Below are 18,127 nucleotides of genomic sequence, written 5' to 3'. Positions count from 1 at the left end.
TTCAAGAAAATCTGACCCCTGCGCCGCAAGGATCGGATGGACCAGAAAAGACAGCATGCTACAGTCCCGGTCGACCGACTTCGTTGATGGCCAGGACAGGAGAACTCCTCGGAATTACGTCAACCGGAAGTGCATCTTCAGCCATAAGAAACAGGGGAAAGGGTTAAACCCATGAGCAAGAACTATCGCATTCTCGACCTGATCCGGCGCAATCGCTCGCCGCTCGAAAACCATCTCATCGACGGTCTCGTCGACGGCCGTGTCAGCCGCCGCGACTTCATTCGCCACGGCAGCCTGCTCGGCCTGTCGCTGCCGCTTCTGGGCGGCATCACCACGGCCGCCGGCTTTGGCGGCATGCCGTCGCTGGCGCGCGCCGCGGGCGCAGCCGGCGCCACCATCCGCGTCGCCAGCAGCGTGCCGGCGGCAGCCATCGACCCGGTTACCATTGCCGATGCCGGCGGCCTCGTCGTGCTGCAGCAGGTTGCCGAATTCCTCTGCATTGACGGCCCAGACCTTGTGCTGAAGCCGGCTTTGGCGGAAAGCTGGAAGCCGAACGACAACGGCACGGTGTGGACCTTCAAGCTGCGCAAGGGTGTGAAATTCCACTCAGGCGGCGAGATGAAGGCCGACGATGTCGTGGCCAGCATCGACCGCCTTGCCGACCCGGCGAACTCGTCCAATGCTCTGTCGGTGTTCACCGGCATCCTGCAGAAGGGCGCCACCAAGAAGGTCGACGACTATACGGTGGAATTCCATCTCGACGCGCCGAACGGCAACTTCCCCTACATGGTGTCGTCGGACAATTACAACGCCGTCATCATCCCGGCGAGCTACAAGGGCGACTACGAGAAAAGCTTCGACGGCACCGGGCCGTTCAAGGTCGAAAAATACACCGCCAAGGTCGGCGCCTCCTTCGTCCGCAACGACGACTATTGGGGCGAGAAGGCGCTGCCCGACCGCACCGAGTTCACTTTCTTCGCCGACACGCAGCCGATGATCCTGGCGCTGCAGGGCGGACAGGTCGACATCATCAACCAGATGCCGGTTCTGGCCGGCGTCGCACTGCTCAACGATCCGAGCATCGACATCATCAGCCTGAAGTCTGTCGCCCACCAGCAACTGCATCTGCGCTGCGATTCCGATCCGTTCAAGGACCCGCGCGTGCGCCGAGCCATCGCGCTCAGCCTCGATCGCGACAAGCTGGTCGCCGGCCTGATGAAAGGCCGGGCTTCGCCGGGCAATGACAGCCCGTTCGCGCCTGCCTATCCGTCGACCGATACGAGTGTGCCGCAGCGCAAGCAGGACATCGCGCAGGCCAAGCAGCTGATGGAAGCAGCCGGCGCCGGCAAGGGCTTCAAGGTGACGCTGACCACCGAGCGTTATCTGGAAATCCCCGAATACGCCCAGCTCATCCAGAACTGGGTCAAGGAGATCGGTATCGAGCTCGAGCTCAACATCCTCGACCAGGGCGCGTATTACGGCGACGCCGTGTTCGGCAAATCGAACTGGCTGGATTCGGTGATGGGCATCACCGACTATGGTCACCGTGGCGTGCCGAACGTCTTCCTTGCGGCACCGCTGAAGAGCGACGGCACCTGGAATGCAGCGCACTTCAAGAACAAGGATTACGACACGCTGGCAAACAGCTACATCGCCGCGCTCGACCTCGAGGCGCAGAAGGCTGACGCCGGCAAGATCCAGAAGCTGCTGCTCGAGGAAACGCCGGTCATCTTCGGCTATTTCTACGACTACCTGACGGCGACGGCCAAAGGTGTGGCCGGCGTGCAGCCGACCGCCATGTCGCAGTTGTTCCTCGAAAAGGCATCGAAGGCCTAAGCGGAGGCAGACAAGCCCATCCCGCAACTACCAGCCCCCTCCGGGGCTGGTGCTTTCGCTGTCAGGCCGAGGCAAGGCGCTGCGCGCCGGCCTGACGCGGAACCTCGCGTTGCGGGACGATCGATCATTGCCCATGGAGTCCGAGACCCTGCTCACCACCATGCATTGGGGGACCTACGAAGTCCGTGCCGAGAACGGCAGGCTCGTCGGCGTGGAGCCATGGAGCGGCGACCCCGATCCATCGCCGATCGGCAAGTCCATGCTCGGCACGGTGCAGGGCGACCTGCGCGTGTCCCGTCCCGCCATCAGGCGCGGCTGGCTTGAGGGAGAGAGGTCCAGCGGCAAGGGTGGGCGTGGCGGCGAGGCTTTCGTCGAAGTTCCCTGGGAAACGGCACTGGACATCGTCGCGGCCGAATTGGACCGTGTCCGCGTCGCGCATGGCAACAGCGCGATCTATGCGGGATCCTATGGCTGGGCGAGCGCGGGGCGGTTCCACCATGCGCAGAGCCAGGTCCACCGCTTCCTCAACACGATTGGCGGCTATACGAGTTCGGTGCTCAGCTATTCCTACGGCGCGGCCGAGATCATCCTGCCGCATGTGCTTGGCGGAACCGACGGCCTGACAGGCAATCATTCCACCTGGGACGGGATCGAACGGCACAGCGAACTGATCATCGCCTTTGGCGGCCTGCCCTGGCGCAACGCGCAGATACAGGGCGGCGGCGCGGCCCGGCACGAAGCCGCAGCGGCCCTGCAAAAGGCCGTCGGCAACGGCGCCCGGCTGATCAACATCTCACCCGTGCGGGATGATGCACCGCGCGGTGTCGAGACCGAATGGCTGCCGCTGCGGCCGAACAGCGACACCGCCTTGATGCTGGCCCTGTGCCATGTTCTCATCAGCGAGCACCGTCATGACGAGGCCTTCCTGGTACGCTACTGCAGCGGCTTCGAGGCCGTGCGGGCCTATATCCTGGGAGAAGCCGACGGCCAGCCGAAGAGCCCGGCATGGGCTGCCGCCCTGAGCGGCGTGGTTGAGGACAGGATCGTCGCACTGGCCAGGGAAATAGCCGCCAAGCGCACAATGGTGATGGTCAGCTGGTCGCTGCAGCGCGCCGACCATGGCGAGCAGCCATACTGGGCGGCTATCACGCTGGCCGCGCTGCTCGGCCAGATCGGATTGCCGGGCGGCGGCCTTGGCTTCGGCTATTCGTCGACCAACGGCGCTGGAAGGCCGGAGATGGGTTTCCGCTGGCCGTCCGTGCCGCAAGGCAAGAACCAGGTACCGGACTTCATCCCGGTCGCGCGGATGGCCGACATGCTGCTCAATCCGGGCAGCTCGTTCGACTTCAATGGCGCCGCGCTGGTCTACCCCGATATCAGGCTGGTCTACTGGGCCGGTGGCAATCCGTTCCACCACCACCAGGACCTGAACCGGCTGATCGAGGCTTGGCGGCGGCCTGAAACGATAATCGTCAACGAGCCGTTCTGGACGGCGTCCGCACGCCATGCCGACATCGTGCTGCCGGTCACCACACCGCTGGAGCGAAACGACCTCGCCTTTTCGAACCGGGAAAACCTCGTCGTCGCCATGAAGCAAGCGATCGATCCGGTTGGGGAGGCTCGCGACGATTATCGGATCTTTGCGGAGCTGTCGGCCCGGCTCGGCACAAGCGAAGCCTTCACCGAAGGGCGTGGAGCCGGCGAGTGGATCCGGTTGCTTTACGAGCAGGCCAGGAACAGCGCGGACGCGGCCGGCGTCGAGATGCCGACATTCGACCGTTTCTGGCATGACGGCCACGCCGACCTCGCCCGGCAGGTGACGTCGCAGACTTTGCTCGGCGCCTTCCGGGCCGATCCGGAGCGGCATCGGCTGGCGACACCGTCGGGCCGCATAGAACTGTTCTCGCCGACGGTCGATTCCTTCGGCTATGACGACTGTCCCGGCCACGCCGTCTGGCTTGAGCCGCGGGAATGGCTGGGCAGCGAACTTGCCAGCCGGTTCCCGCTGCATCTTCTGTCGCCGCAGCCCGGCGACAAGCTGCACAGCCAGTACGACCACGGCTCGGTCAGCCGGGCGGGCAAGGTGTCGGGCCGGGCGCCGCTGTGGATCAACCCTGCGGATGCCGCCGCGCGCGGCATCCTGGACGGAGCGGTCGTGCGCGTCTTCAACGATCGCGGAGCGTGCCTGGCGGGCGCGGTGCTGACGGACGGCCTGATCCCGGGCGTCGTCCAGCTGCCCACCGGTGCATGGTTCGACCCCTCCTCGCCCGGACAGCCGAACAGTCTGGAAAAGCATGGCAATCCGAATGTGCTGACGCCTGATCGGGGAACGTCGCGCCTTGCCCAATCGCCGACCTGCAATTCGACGCTTGTTCAGGTGTCGCGATTTGACGGAGCCGTTCCCCCGGTGACAGTGTTCGATCCGCCTGCCACAGTGCATTTAGCCGACGTGCCCGGCCTGACCGGACCGCGGCCCCATCACAAGGAGGCTTAGCCATTCTCTCCTTCTTTGCCCGGCGTGTTTCCCTGTCGCTCGTGACGCTGTTCCTGCTCAGCATCATGGTGTTCCTGGGCGGCCAGGTTCTACCCGGCAATGTCGGGCGCGCGATCCTGGGGCCGTTCGCCGACCAGCGCGCGGTCGACGCGCTCAATCATACGCTGGGCGTCGATCGCCCCTTGCTCACCCAGTATGCCACCTGGATCTGGAATTTCATCCGCGGCGACATGGGCACATCCTACATCTTCCGCTCGCCGGTGGCGCCGTTCGTCATCGACTCACTTGGCAATTCGATGAAGCTAGCCGCCGTCGCCTTCGTGCTGGTGGTGCCGATCGGCATTCTCGGCGGGGTGATAGCGGCGCTCAACCTCAACCGCCCGCTCGACCGCATCATCAGCCTTGGCGGCCTGTCGGTGACGGTGCTGCCGGAATTCGTCACCGGCATCATCCTGATCCTGATCTTCGGCGTGTGGCTGCGCTGGCTGCCGATCTCGGCGGCATGGCCCAAGGATGCCGGCTTCTTCACCCAGCTCTATTATCTGATCCTGCCGTCGCTGCCGCTGTTCCTGGTGCTGTTCGGCTATATCGCGCGTATGGCGCGCTCCGGCATGATCGAGGCGCTCGATTCCGACTATACGCGAACCGCCGTGCTCAAGGGCCTGCCCTGGCGCACCGTGATCTGGCGCCACGTGCTGCGCAATGCGCTGCTGCCGACCATCACCGTCATCGCCACGCAGACCGGCTATCTCATCGGCGGCCTTGTGGTGATCGAGACGCTGTTCCGTTACCAGGGCATCGGCTCGCTGATCTTCACCGCCGCGCGCGGCAAGGATTTTCCGATGCTGGAGTCCGGCATCCTCACCATCGGCATCGTCTATGCCGTGGCGACATTGATCGCCGACTTCCTCTACTCCGTGCTCAATCCGCGCATCCGCCTGGGGTCAGACCAATGAGCGCCGTCCAGACAACCTCTCCCCCGCAAGACGACACGCGCCGGCGCAGTCCGCTCGCGGAAGTCTTCTTCTCGCTCATGCGCTCGCGGACCTTCCTTGTCGGTCTCTTCATCGTGCTGTTCTGGGTCGCCTGCGCGCTGTTCGGCGAGCACTTCGCACCCTATGACCCGCTCGCCGACGACATCATCAACGCGCTGGCGCCGCCTTCGTCCGAACACTGGTTCGGCACCGACCAGATCGGCCGCGACGTCTTCTCGCGCGTCATCGTCGGCTCGCGCGACATCCTCACCGTCGCCCCGCTGGCAACGCTGCTGGCGACGGTGGCCGGCACGGCACTCGGCCTGCTCACCGGCTATTTCCGCGGCATCGTCGACGATGTCGTCAGCCGCATTCTCGAAGCCTTCATGGCCATCCCCGTGGTCATCGTCGCGCTGCTCGCGATCGTCGCGCTCGGCACCTCCAAGGCCACCGTCATCGTCGTCATTGGGCTGAGCTTCGCGCCGATCATCGCCCGCACCGTGCGCTCGGCGGTGCTGGCAGAGCGCGAACTCGATTACGTCGCCGCCGCCCAGCTCAGGCACGAGAGCGCCTTCCACACGATGTTCGTCGAGATCCTGCCCAATGTCATCCCGCCGATCCTGGTCGAGACCACCGTGCGGCTTGGCTATGCCATCTTCGCGGTCGCCACGCTGTCCTTCATGGGTTTCGGCATCCAGCCGCCCTCGCCCGACTGGGGGCTGTCGATCTCCTCGAATTACGGCATGATCGGCGGCGGCTTCTGGTGGACGGTGCTGTTCGACGCGCTCGCCATCGCCTCGCTGGTGATCGGCGTCAACCTTGTGGCCGACGGCGTTCATGGAGCGCTCAATGACTAATTCCGCCCCGACTAAGTCCACAAAGGCTGAAAACGCCCTCGAACTCAGCGATCTGTCGGTCGCCTACCGAGTCGCCGGGCGCAACCGCGCCGTGCTGCGCAATCTCAGCCTCAACATCAGGCAAGGCGAGGCCTATGGGCTGGTCGGCGAATCCGGCTGCGGCAAATCCACCGTGGCGCTCACCGTCGTGCGCTATTTACCAAGGAACGGGTCGATCACGGGCGGCGCGATTTCGCTCGACGGCCAGGACGTCATGAAGCTCGATGCGGAAGCGCTCAGGCGCGCCCGCGCGGAAAGCGTCTCGATGGTCTATCAGGATCCCGGCAAGGCGCTGAACCCGTCGATCCGTATCGGCCGGCAGTTGACCGAAATCTTCGAGCTTGGAGGCATAACGGGCCAGGCGGCCAGCGATCGGGCGATTGCCATGCTCAACCGCGTGCGCATCTCCGATCCGCCAAGCGTCATGCAGCGCTATCCGCACCAGCTCTCCGGCGGCATGCAGCAGCGCGTGGCAATCGCCATGGCGCTGGCCAACGATCCGTCGATGCTGATCCTCGACGAGCCGACCACCGGCCTCGATGCGACGGTGGAAGCCGAGGTGCTCGACCTCATCGCACAGCTCAGACAGGAACTCTCGGCCTCAATCCTGTTCATCAGCCACAACCTCGCTGTCGTCTCCAACATGTGCGACCGGGTCGGCGTGCTCTATGCCGGCATGCTGGTCGAGGAAGGGCCGACGGAAGTCGTCTTCAACGACCCGCGCCATCCCTATACCGTGGCTCTCCTGCGCTGCCTGCCACGCGGCGGCCAGCGCAAGGACCAGGGCCGGCTCGACACCATTCCCGGCTTCCTGCCCGGCATTGGCGCCGACATCAAGGGTTGTGCCTTTGCCGACCGCTGTGCGCTCGCCGACGAGCGCTGCCGCACCGAATTGCCACCGCTCTATGATCTGAGCGACGAGCGCGGCAAGCGTCTGTCGCGCTGCTTCCATCACGACAAGGCGCAAGCCCTGCCGCGCGCCACGCCGAGCGATGTTGCGACGGCGCCCAAGCCGGCAACCATACCGGTGCTGCGTGTCGCCGGGCTGAACAAAACCTATGCCAGCCATGGCCAGCCCCTGCGCGCCGTCAAGGATGTCTCGCTCGATCTGCGGCCCGGCGAGACGCTGGGGCTGGTCGGCGAATCCGGCAGCGGCAAGACCACCTTTGCCAGGCTGTTGCTCGGCCTTGTCCCGCCCGATGACGGCGGCACCATCGAGCTCGAGGGCAAGGCGCTGGCGCCGAAGCTGGAGAACCGCGGCGACGACCAGGTCAAGGCGATGCAAATCGTCTTCCAGAACCCGGACTCCGCGCTCAACCGCTCGCATTCGATCCGCCACATTCTCGGCCGCGCCTTGAAGCGGCTGGCCGGCCTCTCCGGCAAGGCGCAGGAGGCGCGCCTCGACGACCTCGTCCGCTCGGTGCGCCTCACCGACCGGCATCTGGCCGTCAAGCCGCGCCAGCTCTCGGGTGGCCTGAAGCAGCGCGTCGCCATTGCGCGCGCCTTCGCCGGCGATCCGCGCATCGTCGTCTGCGACGAGCCGACCTCCGCGCTCGACGTCTCCGTGCAGGCGGCGATCCTCAACCTGCTCGCCGATCTGCAGTCCAAGGAGGATGTCAGCTACATCTTCATCTCGCACGACCTTGGCGTGGTGCGTTACCTCTCCGACAAGATCGCTGTGCTCTATCTCGGCCGCATCATGGAGATCGGGCCATCGGAGGAAGTCTTCTCCGGGCCGCATCATCCCTATACCGAAGCGCTGCTGTCGGCGGTGCCCAAGCTCGACCAGACCGAGACGGCGCGCATCCGGCTCGACGGCGAAATCCCCAGCGCCACCAACCCGCCCCCGGGCTGCGTCTTCAACACGCGCTGCCCGCGCAAGATCGGCCCGATCTGCGAGCAGCAGGAGCCGCCGCTGGCCGAGGCGCAGCCCGGCCATTCTATCCGCTGCCACATCCCCTACCCGGAACTGGCCAGGCTGCAGAAGGCGGCCGTGACCGAGCCTGCATAGCAGGCATCGCCGGCCGGCTACCTCAGGCCGGCCATGCCACGAGCAATTCTAGGAAAAGTGTGAACGGTTTTCCGTCCGGAATTGCGTCAAAACAATGACTTAGAGCAGTTCACCGTTTCCGTGAAATGGTGAACTGCTCTAAGGAGCGGTCGCCTTCCGAAAAACCCTGTTCGCTGGTCCAGTCCTTGGCCAGCGAGCGCAAGCCTGTCAGCGCGACGTCGAGCACGTCGGACGAGACGGGATTCGACGGATAGGCAAGATAGATCGGCCGCTGGAACACCGGGGCGTCGTCGATGCGCCGTATCTCGCCACGTTCGATATGGCTGCTGACGGCGCTGAGCGGCAGATAGGCGGCAGCCTGCTGTGACAGCACATGCTGCAGGCCGATAAAGACCAGCCCGGCTGAAATGGCCGGTTTGACCATACCGGCAAAGGCGCGGTCGTGCTCGATACGGAATTCGAGCCCCCAATCCATCAGAATGTAGTTTTCGGTCCAGGGCTTGGTCTGCTCGGCATGCTGGACGAGCACGACCTGATCGACAGCCAGCGTCTCATAGACGATGCCGGGGTGCGGGCGCGGCAGATAGAGGATGCAGATGTCGAGCAGGCCTTCCGCCAGCTGATCAATCGCCAGATCCGGAAAACTGCCTTCGAGCCGCAGCGCCACGTTCGGCCGCTTGGAGCGCATCCACTCGACCCATGGCGAGGTGATGCGCTCCCACAGATAGGCGGGAGCGGTCAGCCGCAGCAGGCTCTCATAGCCATCGGGAACGGCGATGTCCTGCCGCGATTGCTCCCAGGTGCGGGTGATGGAGGAGGCATGCGGCAGGAACTGCCGGCCGGCCGGCGTCAGCGTGACGCCGTCGCGGTCGCGCACGAAAAGCCGGCGACCCAATTGCTCCTCCAGCCCCCTGATCCGCGCGCTGACGGTGGATTGCGCAAGGTTGAGCCGGCCTGCCGCGACAGTGAAGCTGCCATGCTCGGCAACCTCCAGGAAACTGCGCAGGTTCTCGGTATCCATGCTCACACCCTCGCATCGAAAATTTCGATGGACCCTATCAAAAAATATCGCTTTCCGGTCGCGATCAACAATGACCTAAATGGCCGATCCCCCAAGGGCAAGCGAGGAATGCAGCCATGCCAAGGCCTTTCATGACGATCGATACCGCTCGCAAAAATCTGACGGCAATCGAAAATTCCGCTGTCGACGAATTGCTGGCCGGCCGGCTCGACCGCCGCGATTTCCTGCGCCATGGCAGCGTTCTCGGCCTTTCCCTGCCGTTCCTGGGCAGCCTTGTCGCCGCCGCCGGTCTCGGCACGCAGAAGGCCCGTGCCGAGGGCAAGCCGGGCGGCACGGTGCGCGCCGGCGTTGCCACGCCGGGCGGTGCCATCGACCCCGTCACCTACTATGACAGCGGCAGCTACCAACTGGTTTTCCAGACCGCCGAATTTCTCTGCATCACCCAGCCGGATCTCACCTTGAAGCCGGTGCTGGCGGAAAGTTGGTCACCAAACGTGGATGGCAGCGTCTGGACCTTCAAGCTGCGCAAGGGCGTGAAATTCCACAATGGTGAGGATTTCAAAGCCGACGACGTCGTCGCGACCTTCGATCGCCTGGCCGATCCCAACGGTGCCTCGAACGCGCTTTCGGTGTTCAAGGGCCTGCTGTCGAAGGGCGGCACGCAGAAGGTCGACGACCACACCGTCGCCTTCCATCTCGATGCGCCGAACGGCAGCTTTCCCTATTCAGTGTCGATCGACAATTACAACGCCGTCATCCTGCCGGCGAGTTACAAGGGCGATTACGAAAAGACCTTTGAAGGCACCGGCCCATTCCGGCTGGAGAGCTACACGCCGAAGGTTGGTGCGACCTTCGTGCGCAATGAGGACTATTGGGGCGAGAAGGCGCTGCCCGACAGGCTCGAATTCAAATTCTACGGCGACGTGCAGCCGCGCATCCTGGCGCTGCAGGCCGGCGAGGTCGACGTCCTCGACGCCGTGCCGCTCGATGTCAGCCAGGTGGTGCTGAACAGCCCCGACATCACGGTGTTGCGCGTCGCCTCGACCGCGCATCGCCAGCTCCACATGCGCTGCGACACCGGCCCGTTCACCGACAAGCGCGTGCGCCAGGCACTGGCGCTCAGCATCGACCGCTCCAAGCTGGTCGATGGCCTGTGCCGCGGTATGGCGGCGACAGGCAATGATAGCCCGTTCGCGCCGGCCTTTCCCGCTACCGACAAGTCGGTGCCGCAACGCGTCCAGGACATCGCCAAGGCCAAGCAGCTGCTCGAGGCGGCAGGCCTCGCCAGCGGGTTCGACATCACGCTGACGACGCTGCGCTATTCCGACATTCCAGGCTATGCGCAGCTGTTCCAGAATTTCGCCAAGGAAATCGGCGCCCGCATCTCGCTCAACATCGAGGACCAGGACAAATATTATGGCAAGGCGGTGTTCGGCCAGTCGGATTGGCTGGACAGCCCGTTGGGGATCACCGACTACGCGCACCGCAGCGTGCCGAATGTCTTCCTGAAAAGCCCATTGGTCAGCGACGGGCCGTGGAATGCCGCGCATTTCAAAAACCCGGCCTATGACGGCATGGTCACCTCATACCTCAAGGCACTCGATATCGGCGCACAGCGCGCGGCGGCTTCCGACATCCAGAAGCTGCTGCTCGACGAGACACCTGTCATTTTCAGCTACTTCCCGGATCTGCTGGTGCCGGTGCGCAAGAATGTCAGCGGCCTGCCGCCGATCGCCGCCGGACTGCTGCTCGATCGTGTGTCGCTGGGATAGAGGCTAGGATTGGACAATTCCGCTTTTCGGGCGGTGAGGCTATTCGCTGGCAGGGCTGTGAAGAGCGATGGGGGGCCATCGTTCGAGCCGCTCGATGCAGGGGGAAACCCACCGTCCGGAAACCCTCTCCGGCACCATAGCTCAATCCAGGTTCATCACACCTTGCGCCAACGCTCGATGACAAAAGAAAAGAAACGGGAGACTACCATTCGCAAGCCTCATTTGCGCGGCCGCGGGCCGCATTTCCCCCTGCTCGACAATATCGTCCAGTACGATTTCGAGCCGGGCTATGTCGCCTTCACCATGCCGATGCAGAAGCGGCTGCGCGTGCAGGTGGGATCGATGATCGTCGCCGACACGGCCAAGGCGCTGGTGCTCTACGAGAGCGACCATCTGCCGGTCTATTACTTCCCGATGAGCGACGTGCGCGAGGAGTTCCTGCTGCCCAGCACGACGACGACCGAGAGCCCGTTCAAGGGAGTCGCCACCCACTATTCGCTGAACACCGGCATCACGCTGGTCGAGGATGCCGCCTGGCGCTATGCCGATCCGGTCAAGGGATCGCCTGACCTGTCGGACTACATGTCCTTCTATTGGCCGAAGATGACGCATTGGTACGAGGAAGACGAGGAAATCTTCGTCCACGCCCGCGATCCGTTCCGCCGGGTCGACTGCCTGCCGTCCTCGCGGCGGGTGCAGGTCATCCTCGACGGCGAGCAGGTCGCCGATTCACGCCGTGGCGTGTTCCTCTTCGAGACCGGCCATCCCGTGCGCCACTACCTGCCGATTTCCGACACGCGGCTCGATATGTTCGCGCCCAGCCGCTACATTTCGCGCTGCCCCTATAAGGGCATCTCCAGCTACTATCACGTGACCACGCCCAAGAAGCGGCACGAGAACCTCGTCTGGTACTATCCCGAGCCGGTGCACGAGGCCGAGCGCATCAAGGGCCTGGTCTGCTTCCACCACGAACTGGTCGACAAGATCCTGGTCGACGGTGTCGAGATCCCGAAGGAATTCACGGCCGCGTCCAGCGGCTACTTCTGAACTGCACTGGCTGACTGCGTTCGAAGTCATCCAGAGCTCGAGTTTTCGTTCGCCAGGGCCAGTGCTAGGCTGCGCCTTCGCGGCGGACGATTGCTCATGAAGACGGCATTTCATCATGCGGCCCTTCCCTGGCTTGTCACCCTGGCCGCTTTGCCGGTGCCGGCGGTTGCCGAAAACGGTCCGGCGTTCGAGCTCAAGCTCGATATAGACCAGGACGGCAAGATGGATCAGGCGAGAGTGATGCAGGAGCCCGGCGGGCCGGCCGACCTGTATATTTACCTGGCAGCCGGCGAGGAGAAGCTCGATCCCTCGCGCCGGCCCGATATCGTAAGGAAGGGGCTGACCGAAGACCGGGTCATCGACCTTGAAAGCAAAGGCAAGGGATCGCTGACCGTGACGTCCTGCTTCGGCTGCGGCGCCAGCAAGTCGACAGAAGACACGCTGACGATCGTCTACCGCCGGGGCCAGTTCCTGGTCGGCGGCTACAGCCGCAGTTGGGACTGGAACCAACAGACATCGGATGGCGTCAAGACGACGGTGGGTGGCTGCGACATCAACTATCTCGCCGGCAAGGGGACTGTCTCCAAGGACCTCGAGGACGGCAAGCCGATCAAGGGCAAATTCAGGCCGGTGCCGCTCAAGGACTGGTCCTCGGACAAGCGCCCCAAGGCTTGCGATCTCTGAAGAGGTTGATCGAATTGCCCATGCAGCGCATACCCTCCCCTGAATCAGGGGGGGCTATCGATGGATCTTTTCAAGCTGGACGGCGATGTCGCGCTGGTCACCGGCGCCGGCAGCGGCATTGGCCAGGCAATCGCGATCGGACTGGCCGAGGCGGGTGCCGACGTCGCCTGTTTCGGCCACGCATCGAAGGGCGGGTTGGAAGAAACCGCTCACCAAATCTCCGCACTTGGCCGCAAGGCGCTGGTGCTGACCGGCACGGTGACATCCGAAAGCGATCTCGCGGCGGCAATCGATCGCGTCGAGGCTGAACTTGGTGCACTGACCGTCGCCGTCAACAATGCCGGCATCGCCGGCTCAGTGCCGGCCGAGACGATGTCGCTTGAGACATGGCAGAAGGTGCACGAGGTCAACGTCGCCGGCGTGTTCCTGTCCTGCCAGGCCGAAGCCCGTAAGATGCTGGCGCGGCGCAAGGGCTCGGTCATCAACATCGCCTCGATGTCCGGCACCATTGTCAACCGCGGGCTGACGCAGGCGCATTACAATTCGTCTAAAGCCGCCGTGATCCACATGTCGAAGAGCCTGGCCATGGAGTGGGCTGATCGCGGACTGCGCGTCAATGTCGTCAGCCCGGGCTACACGCTGACGCCGATGAACAAGCGGCCCGAGGTGGCGGAGGAGATCAAGATCTTCAAGCGCGACACGCCGATGGGGCGTATGGCCGCGCCGGAGGAGATGGTCGGGCCGACGGTGTTCCTGGCCAGCCGCGCGTCGAGCTTCGTCACCGGCCTCGACCTGATCGTCGATGGCGGCTACGTCTGCTGGTAGGAAGATTTGAACGGCTGCGTGTCGGAGTCGACTTCGCCTGCAGTCTGAATTTGTGCATCCGCAAAGCGTTAGTCGTTGCGTGAGATGAACGTTGGTATATATAATTTCATCCTATGAAACGGCTTGGCGAGACGGGGCTTGCCAGGCCAACAGCCTTCAGCAATTCCTCTGGAAATGCTCTGGATCATGGGACCTTGATGGCTTGCACCTTGCAGGGCGCCGCAAGACTGGCAATTGATCCGCGGTTGATCGCTCCAGCAGCGATGCATCGGCAGCCATGACGCTGACCCTTCCGGCATACTCCATCATCACCGAAATTCAGCATCATTTCGCCTGCGCCGGCTTCAGCCGCGACGTGGCGGCAACGGCCTTGCGTAACGACCAGTCTTTCCACCACAATCATAAAAAGACGCAAGAAGGGAACGAGCAATAACCGCCACAGCTTGAAGGAGAACAAGCATGTCATTTCGCAGCTATATCTCGAAATTATCGATGAGTGCCGTCGCGCTCGCGACGCTAAGCCTGCTGACACCTTCCGCCCAAGCCGCCGCACCGGAATCCAACGATCCGATCAAGATCGCGCTGTTCGACTGGACCAGCGTCAACCTCAACGCCAAGATCCTCGGCGGCATCCTGGAAAAGCTCGGCTACACCGTCGAATATCCGACCGCCGACTACCTCTCCAGCCTCACAACCGGCCTGACCAATGGCGACCTCGATGTCGGCCTGGAATTCTGGGACACCACCGCCGGCGAAGCCATGAAAGCCTCCGATGCCACCGGCCAGACCGAACGGCTCGGCAAGCTCGGCCCGAAGGCCAAGGAAGAGTGGTGGTTTCCCGAATACATGAAGGAGAAATGCCCGACCTTGCCCGACTGGCATGCGCTGCTCGATCCAACGTGCGCAGCATCGTTCTCGACTGCGGAGACGGCACCGAAGGGTCGTTACCTCGGTGGCCCGGTGACCTGGGAAGGTTTTGACGATGAGCGTGTCGCGGCGCTGAAACTGCCCTTCACCGTGATTCATGCCGGCACCGACGCGGCGATGTTCGCCGAACTCGACTCCGCCTATCAGCGCAAGGCGCCGATCATGCTGTGGATCTATTCGCCGCATTGGGCGCCAGCGAAGTACAAGGGCGAGTGGGTGCAATTCCCCGAATACACGCCCGAATGCTACAACGACCCGAAATGGGGCGTGAATCCGGACGCCAAATACGATTGCGGCAAGCCGCATGGCGAGATCTGGAAATACTCCTGGAGCGGCATGAAGGACAAATGGCCGGTTGCCTACAAGGTGGCGAAGGCCTTCACGATCGATACCGACGAGCTCAACAAGATGAGCGGCGAGATCGACCTTGACGGCAAGAAGCCGGAAGATGTCGCCGCCGCCTGGATCGCCGCCCACGAGGCCGACTGGAAAGCCTGGGCGCAGTGATCGTTCCGACTGGAAACGCGAGACCCGGCCGCTGATCGGCCGGGTCTCAAATCTTGATGTTCCAGAAGGACGACTGGATGACGGACGGGACTAGACTAGGGGCGATGCAGCCAGGCACGGACGACCGCCCGATAAAGCTTGCCTGCCGCAATGTGTGGAAGCTGTTCGGGGCGAACGCGGCCAATTTTATCCGCGAGCGCGACGGCAAGGCCAGCATGGCCGATGTCACCGCTGCCGGGCTGGTCGGCGCCGTGCGCGCGGTCGACCTCGAAATCCGCCAAAGCGAGATCTTCATCATCATGGGCCTGTCCGGCTCCGGCAAATCGACGCTGGTGCGCTGCATGTCGAGGCTGGTCGAGCCGAGCCACGGCAAGGTCGAGTTCGAAGGCAAGGACCTGCTCAAGATATCCGACGTGGCACTGATCGAACTCAGGCGCCATCGCATGGGCATGGTGTTCCAGAATTTCGCGCTGCTGCCGCATCTCAACGTGCTGGACAACATCGCCTTTCCGCTGAGCATCCAGGGACAGGACCGGGCATCGCGCGAGGCACGCGCCCGTGAGGTCATTGAACTCGTCGGCCTGCGTGGCCGCGAGCATTTCTATCCGCGCGAGCTTTCCGGCGGCCAGCAGCAGCGTGTCGGCATCGCCCGCAGCCTCGCGACCAAACCGGAAATCTGGTTCCTCGACGAGCCGTTCTCCGCACTCGATCCGCTGATCCGCCGCGAGATGCAGGACGAATTGATGCGGCTGCAGACCATGCTGCACAAGACCATCGTCTTCATCACCCATGATTTCGACGAGGCGATCCGGCTCGCCGACCGCATCGCTATCATGAAGGACGGCGAGGTCATCCAGATCGGCACGCCGGAACAGCTGGTGGTCAATCCGGCGACCGACTATGTCGCCGAATTCACCCGCGACGTCGACCGCGCCAAGGTGATCTCGGCACGAAGCCTGATGCGTGCCTGCGATGGCGCCGAGCATGGCGGGACGGTGACGCCGGAAGCCAAGATCGCCAGCTTCTCGGCCAGCATCGTTTCCGCCGGCAAGCCTTTCGCGGTGGTCAACGGCACCGGCAAGCCGATCGGCGAAGTGACGCCGCAAGCGGTGATCGACCTGCTGGCCGGTATCGACCGTTCCGGAGCCCGCGCATGACGGTGACGGCAAGCGCCAGCGAGCCGAGGCCCCCGCTTCAGCGATGGCTGCTTGTCTGGGCGCTCGCCCTTGCCGCTGTGCTCATGGTGTTCCTGCTCCAAGACAGCGTCCCTTGGGCTGTCGACTATCCGGCGAGCGCCGTCGTCCCGGTCGCCGACTGGGTCAGTGCGCTGATGGGCTGGATCAAATCGAACCTGTCGTGGCTGACGCGCTCGATCACCGCGGTGCTCGGCGTGCCGCTCGACTTCGCGCTCAATCTTCTGGCCAAGAATTTCAAGATCGGTCACGGCGCGGACGCCTATGTCCTGCCCCGCCTGTCCTGGGTCGGGGTGTGCGCTGTCGCTTTCCTCGCCGGCCATGCTGTCGGCGGTCGCAAACTCAGCCTGCTGGTCGGCGGTTGCTTCCTCTACATCGCGCTGTTCGGCCAATGGACCAGCGCCATGCTGACGCTGGCGCTGATCTCCATCGCGGTGCCGTTCTGCATCGTCACCGGTCTGTTCGCCGGCATCTGGGCATGGCGCAAGCCGTGGGCGGAGAGACTTATCGTCTCCCCTGCCCTCGACCTGATGCAGACGATCCCGACCTTCGCCTATCTCATCCCGATGCTGCTCCTGTTCGGCAATAGTCCGGTGTCGGCGATGATCGCCACCGCCATTTTCGCCACGCCGCCGATGGTGCGGGCGACGATGCTCGGGCTGTCGCGCGTGCCGCTGGAGATCGGCGAATTCAGCGACATGGCCGGCTGCACGGCGCGGCAGAAACTGTGGCGGGTGCTGCTGCCCTCGGCGCGGCCAACGCTGATGGTCGGCGTCAACCAGGTGATTATGCTGGCGCTGAACATGGTGATCATCGCCTCGATGATCGGCGCCGGCGGCCTCGGCTACGACGTGCTTCTGGCACTGCGCGCGCTGAAGGTCGGCGAAGCCATGGAAGCCGGTCTCGCCATCGTGGCGCTGGCCATCGCACTCGACCGGCTGAGCCAGGCCATCGCGCACAAGCAGGCAAAGGGCCATGTCCATCAGGCGGTCGCCCCGAGCTTCTGGCGGCGCTATCCCAATCTGACGCTGGCCATCACCATTCTTGCCGTCACCACGCTGCTCGGCCTGTTCGTGCCGGCCTTCGCGGTGGTGCCCAAGGCTGTCACCTTCACCACCGCGCCGCTGTGGAAGGCGGCGGTGAACTGGGTGACGATCAACTTCTTCGATGCGATCGAAGCCTTTCGCGTGGCGCTGATCCTCAATGCGCTCAACCCGGTGCGCGCCTTCTGCGAAGGCTTTCCGTGGCTGGGCGCGGTGTTCCTGCTCGGCCTTGCCGGCTATCAGCTTTCGGGCCTCCGCCTCGCGGCGCTGGTCGCCGCGCTGACCGCTTTCTGCGCCATCACCGGGCTCTGGGAAAAGACCATGGCGACGGTCTATCTCTGCGGTATATCGGCCTTCATCGCCTGCCTGATCGGCATCCCGATCGGGCTGATGGCGGCGCGCAGCGACCATTTCGAGAAGATCGTCACCCCGATCATCGACACGCTGCAGGTTCTGCCGTCCTTCTGCTTCATCATCCCGGTGGTGATGCTATTTCGGGTCGGCGACGTCACCGCCATGATCGCGACCGTCGCCTTCGCCGTGGTGCCGGCGATCCGCTACACCAATCACGGCATCCGTCAGGTGCCGCCGGCGCTTATCGAGGCAGCCAAAGTGTCAGGCTGCACGCCGCGCCAGACCTTCTTTCGCGTGCAATTGCCGCTGGCGCTTCCCGAAATCATGCTCGGCGTCAACCAGACCATCCTGATGGCGCTGGCGATGATCATCATCTGCGCCATGGTCGGCACACGCGACCTCGGCCAGGAAGTGTTCATCGCACTGTCCAAGGCCGATTCCGGCCGCGGCATCGTTGCCGGCCTAGCCATCGCCTTTATCGGCATCGTCGCTGACCGGCTGTTCAACGCCTGGACTGCGAAGGCGCGGGCCAGGCTGGGATAG

14 protein-coding genes are annotated in these 18,127 nt (G+C 63.8%); 13 read left to right on the top strand and 1 reads right to left on the bottom strand.

Going from position 1 to position 18,127, the window contains the following annotated elements; translation table 11 throughout:
- The first annotated feature begins 171 nt into the window (after positions 1 to 171).
- From AC04SF_RS02605 to AC04SF_RS02585, 5 genes are all read left to right on the top strand, one after another.
- A complete protein-coding gene (locus tag AC04SF_RS02605) occupies positions 172 to 1,836 on the top strand; it encodes an ABC transporter substrate-binding protein (protein ID WP_488476378.1) in 1,665 nt (554 codons plus the stop codon).
- Positions 1,837 to 1,969: 133 nt separating this feature from the next.
- Complete coding sequence (locus AC04SF_RS02600) at positions 1,970 to 4,330, top strand: molybdopterin guanine dinucleotide-containing S/N-oxide reductase (RefSeq protein WP_488476377.1); 2,361 nt, start codon at positions 1,970 to 1,972, stop codon at positions 4,328 to 4,330.
- Positions 4,331 to 4,332: 2 nt separating this feature from the next.
- Positions 4,333 to 5,286, top strand: a complete 954-nt coding sequence (locus AC04SF_RS02595) for an ABC transporter permease (protein ID WP_096455764.1) — start codon at positions 4,333 to 4,335, stop codon at positions 5,284 to 5,286.
- Complete coding sequence (locus AC04SF_RS02590) at positions 5,283 to 6,161, top strand: ABC transporter permease (RefSeq protein ID WP_115143649.1); 879 nt, start codon at positions 5,283 to 5,285, stop codon at positions 6,159 to 6,161. The genes AC04SF_RS02595 and AC04SF_RS02590 overlap by 4 nt, the downstream gene beginning before the upstream one ends.
- On the top strand, positions 6,154 to 8,211 hold the full coding sequence (locus AC04SF_RS02585) for a dipeptide ABC transporter ATP-binding protein (protein WP_488476376.1): 2,058 nt from the start codon (positions 6,154 to 6,156) through the stop codon (positions 8,209 to 8,211). Before AC04SF_RS02590 ends, AC04SF_RS02585 begins: the two co-directional genes overlap by 8 nt.
- Positions 8,212 to 8,320: 109 nt before the next feature.
- On the opposite strand, the gene AC04SF_RS02580 is transcribed toward AC04SF_RS02585, so the two are convergent.
- Entirely contained in the window at positions 8,321 to 9,232 is a 912-nt protein-coding gene (locus tag AC04SF_RS02580) for a LysR family transcriptional regulator (RefSeq protein WP_488476375.1), read from the bottom strand.
- Positions 9,233 to 9,348: 116 nt separating this feature from the next.
- Here AC04SF_RS02580 and AC04SF_RS02575 point away from each other — a divergent pair, with 116 nt between their 5' ends.
- The 8 genes from AC04SF_RS02575 (at position 9,349) to AC04SF_RS02540 (ending at position 18,127) form a co-directional block, all read left to right on the top strand.
- Positions 9,349 to 11,004 carry an ABC transporter substrate-binding protein gene (locus AC04SF_RS02575; protein ID WP_488476374.1) on the top strand — a complete coding sequence of 552 codons (1,656 nt, stop codon included), beginning with the start codon at positions 9,349 to 9,351 and terminating at the stop codon, positions 11,002 to 11,004.
- A gap of 177 nt (positions 11,005 to 11,181) precedes the next feature.
- Positions 11,182 to 12,051, top strand: a complete 870-nt coding sequence (locus AC04SF_RS02570; protein ID WP_488476373.1) for a DUF427 domain-containing protein — start codon at positions 11,182 to 11,184, stop codon at positions 12,049 to 12,051.
- Between the two features lie 96 nt (positions 12,052 to 12,147).
- Positions 12,148 to 12,735 carry a hypothetical protein gene (locus AC04SF_RS02565; protein ID WP_488476372.1) on the top strand — a complete coding sequence of 196 codons (588 nt, stop codon included), beginning with the start codon at positions 12,148 to 12,150 and terminating at the stop codon, positions 12,733 to 12,735.
- A gap of 60 nt (positions 12,736 to 12,795) precedes the next feature.
- On the top strand, positions 12,796 to 13,560 hold the full coding sequence (locus AC04SF_RS02560) for an SDR family oxidoreductase (RefSeq protein WP_488476371.1): 765 nt from the start codon (positions 12,796 to 12,798) through the stop codon (positions 13,558 to 13,560).
- 277 nt (positions 13,561 to 13,837) lie between these two features.
- Complete coding sequence (locus AC04SF_RS02555) at positions 13,838 to 13,993, top strand: hypothetical protein (protein WP_488476370.1); 156 nt, start codon at positions 13,838 to 13,840, stop codon at positions 13,991 to 13,993.
- Between the two features lie 26 nt (positions 13,994 to 14,019).
- On the top strand, positions 14,020 to 14,994 hold the full coding sequence (locus AC04SF_RS02550) for an ABC transporter substrate-binding protein (protein WP_488476369.1): 975 nt from the start codon (positions 14,020 to 14,022) through the stop codon (positions 14,992 to 14,994).
- A gap of 77 nt (positions 14,995 to 15,071) precedes the next feature.
- Positions 15,072 to 16,151 (top strand): quaternary amine ABC transporter ATP-binding protein, encoded by a 1,080-nt coding sequence (locus AC04SF_RS02545; protein WP_488476368.1) that lies wholly within the window; start codon positions 15,072 to 15,074, stop codon positions 16,149 to 16,151.
- On the top strand, positions 16,148 to 18,127 hold the full coding sequence (locus tag AC04SF_RS02540) for an ABC transporter permease (protein WP_488476367.1): 1,980 nt from the start codon (positions 16,148 to 16,150) through the stop codon (positions 18,125 to 18,127). Before AC04SF_RS02545 ends, AC04SF_RS02540 begins: the two co-directional genes overlap by 4 nt.

The sequence above is a fragment of the Mesorhizobium sp. CNPSo 4671 genome, assembly GCF_057784245.1.
This window is presented reverse-complemented; position numbering and strand designations above follow the sequence as displayed.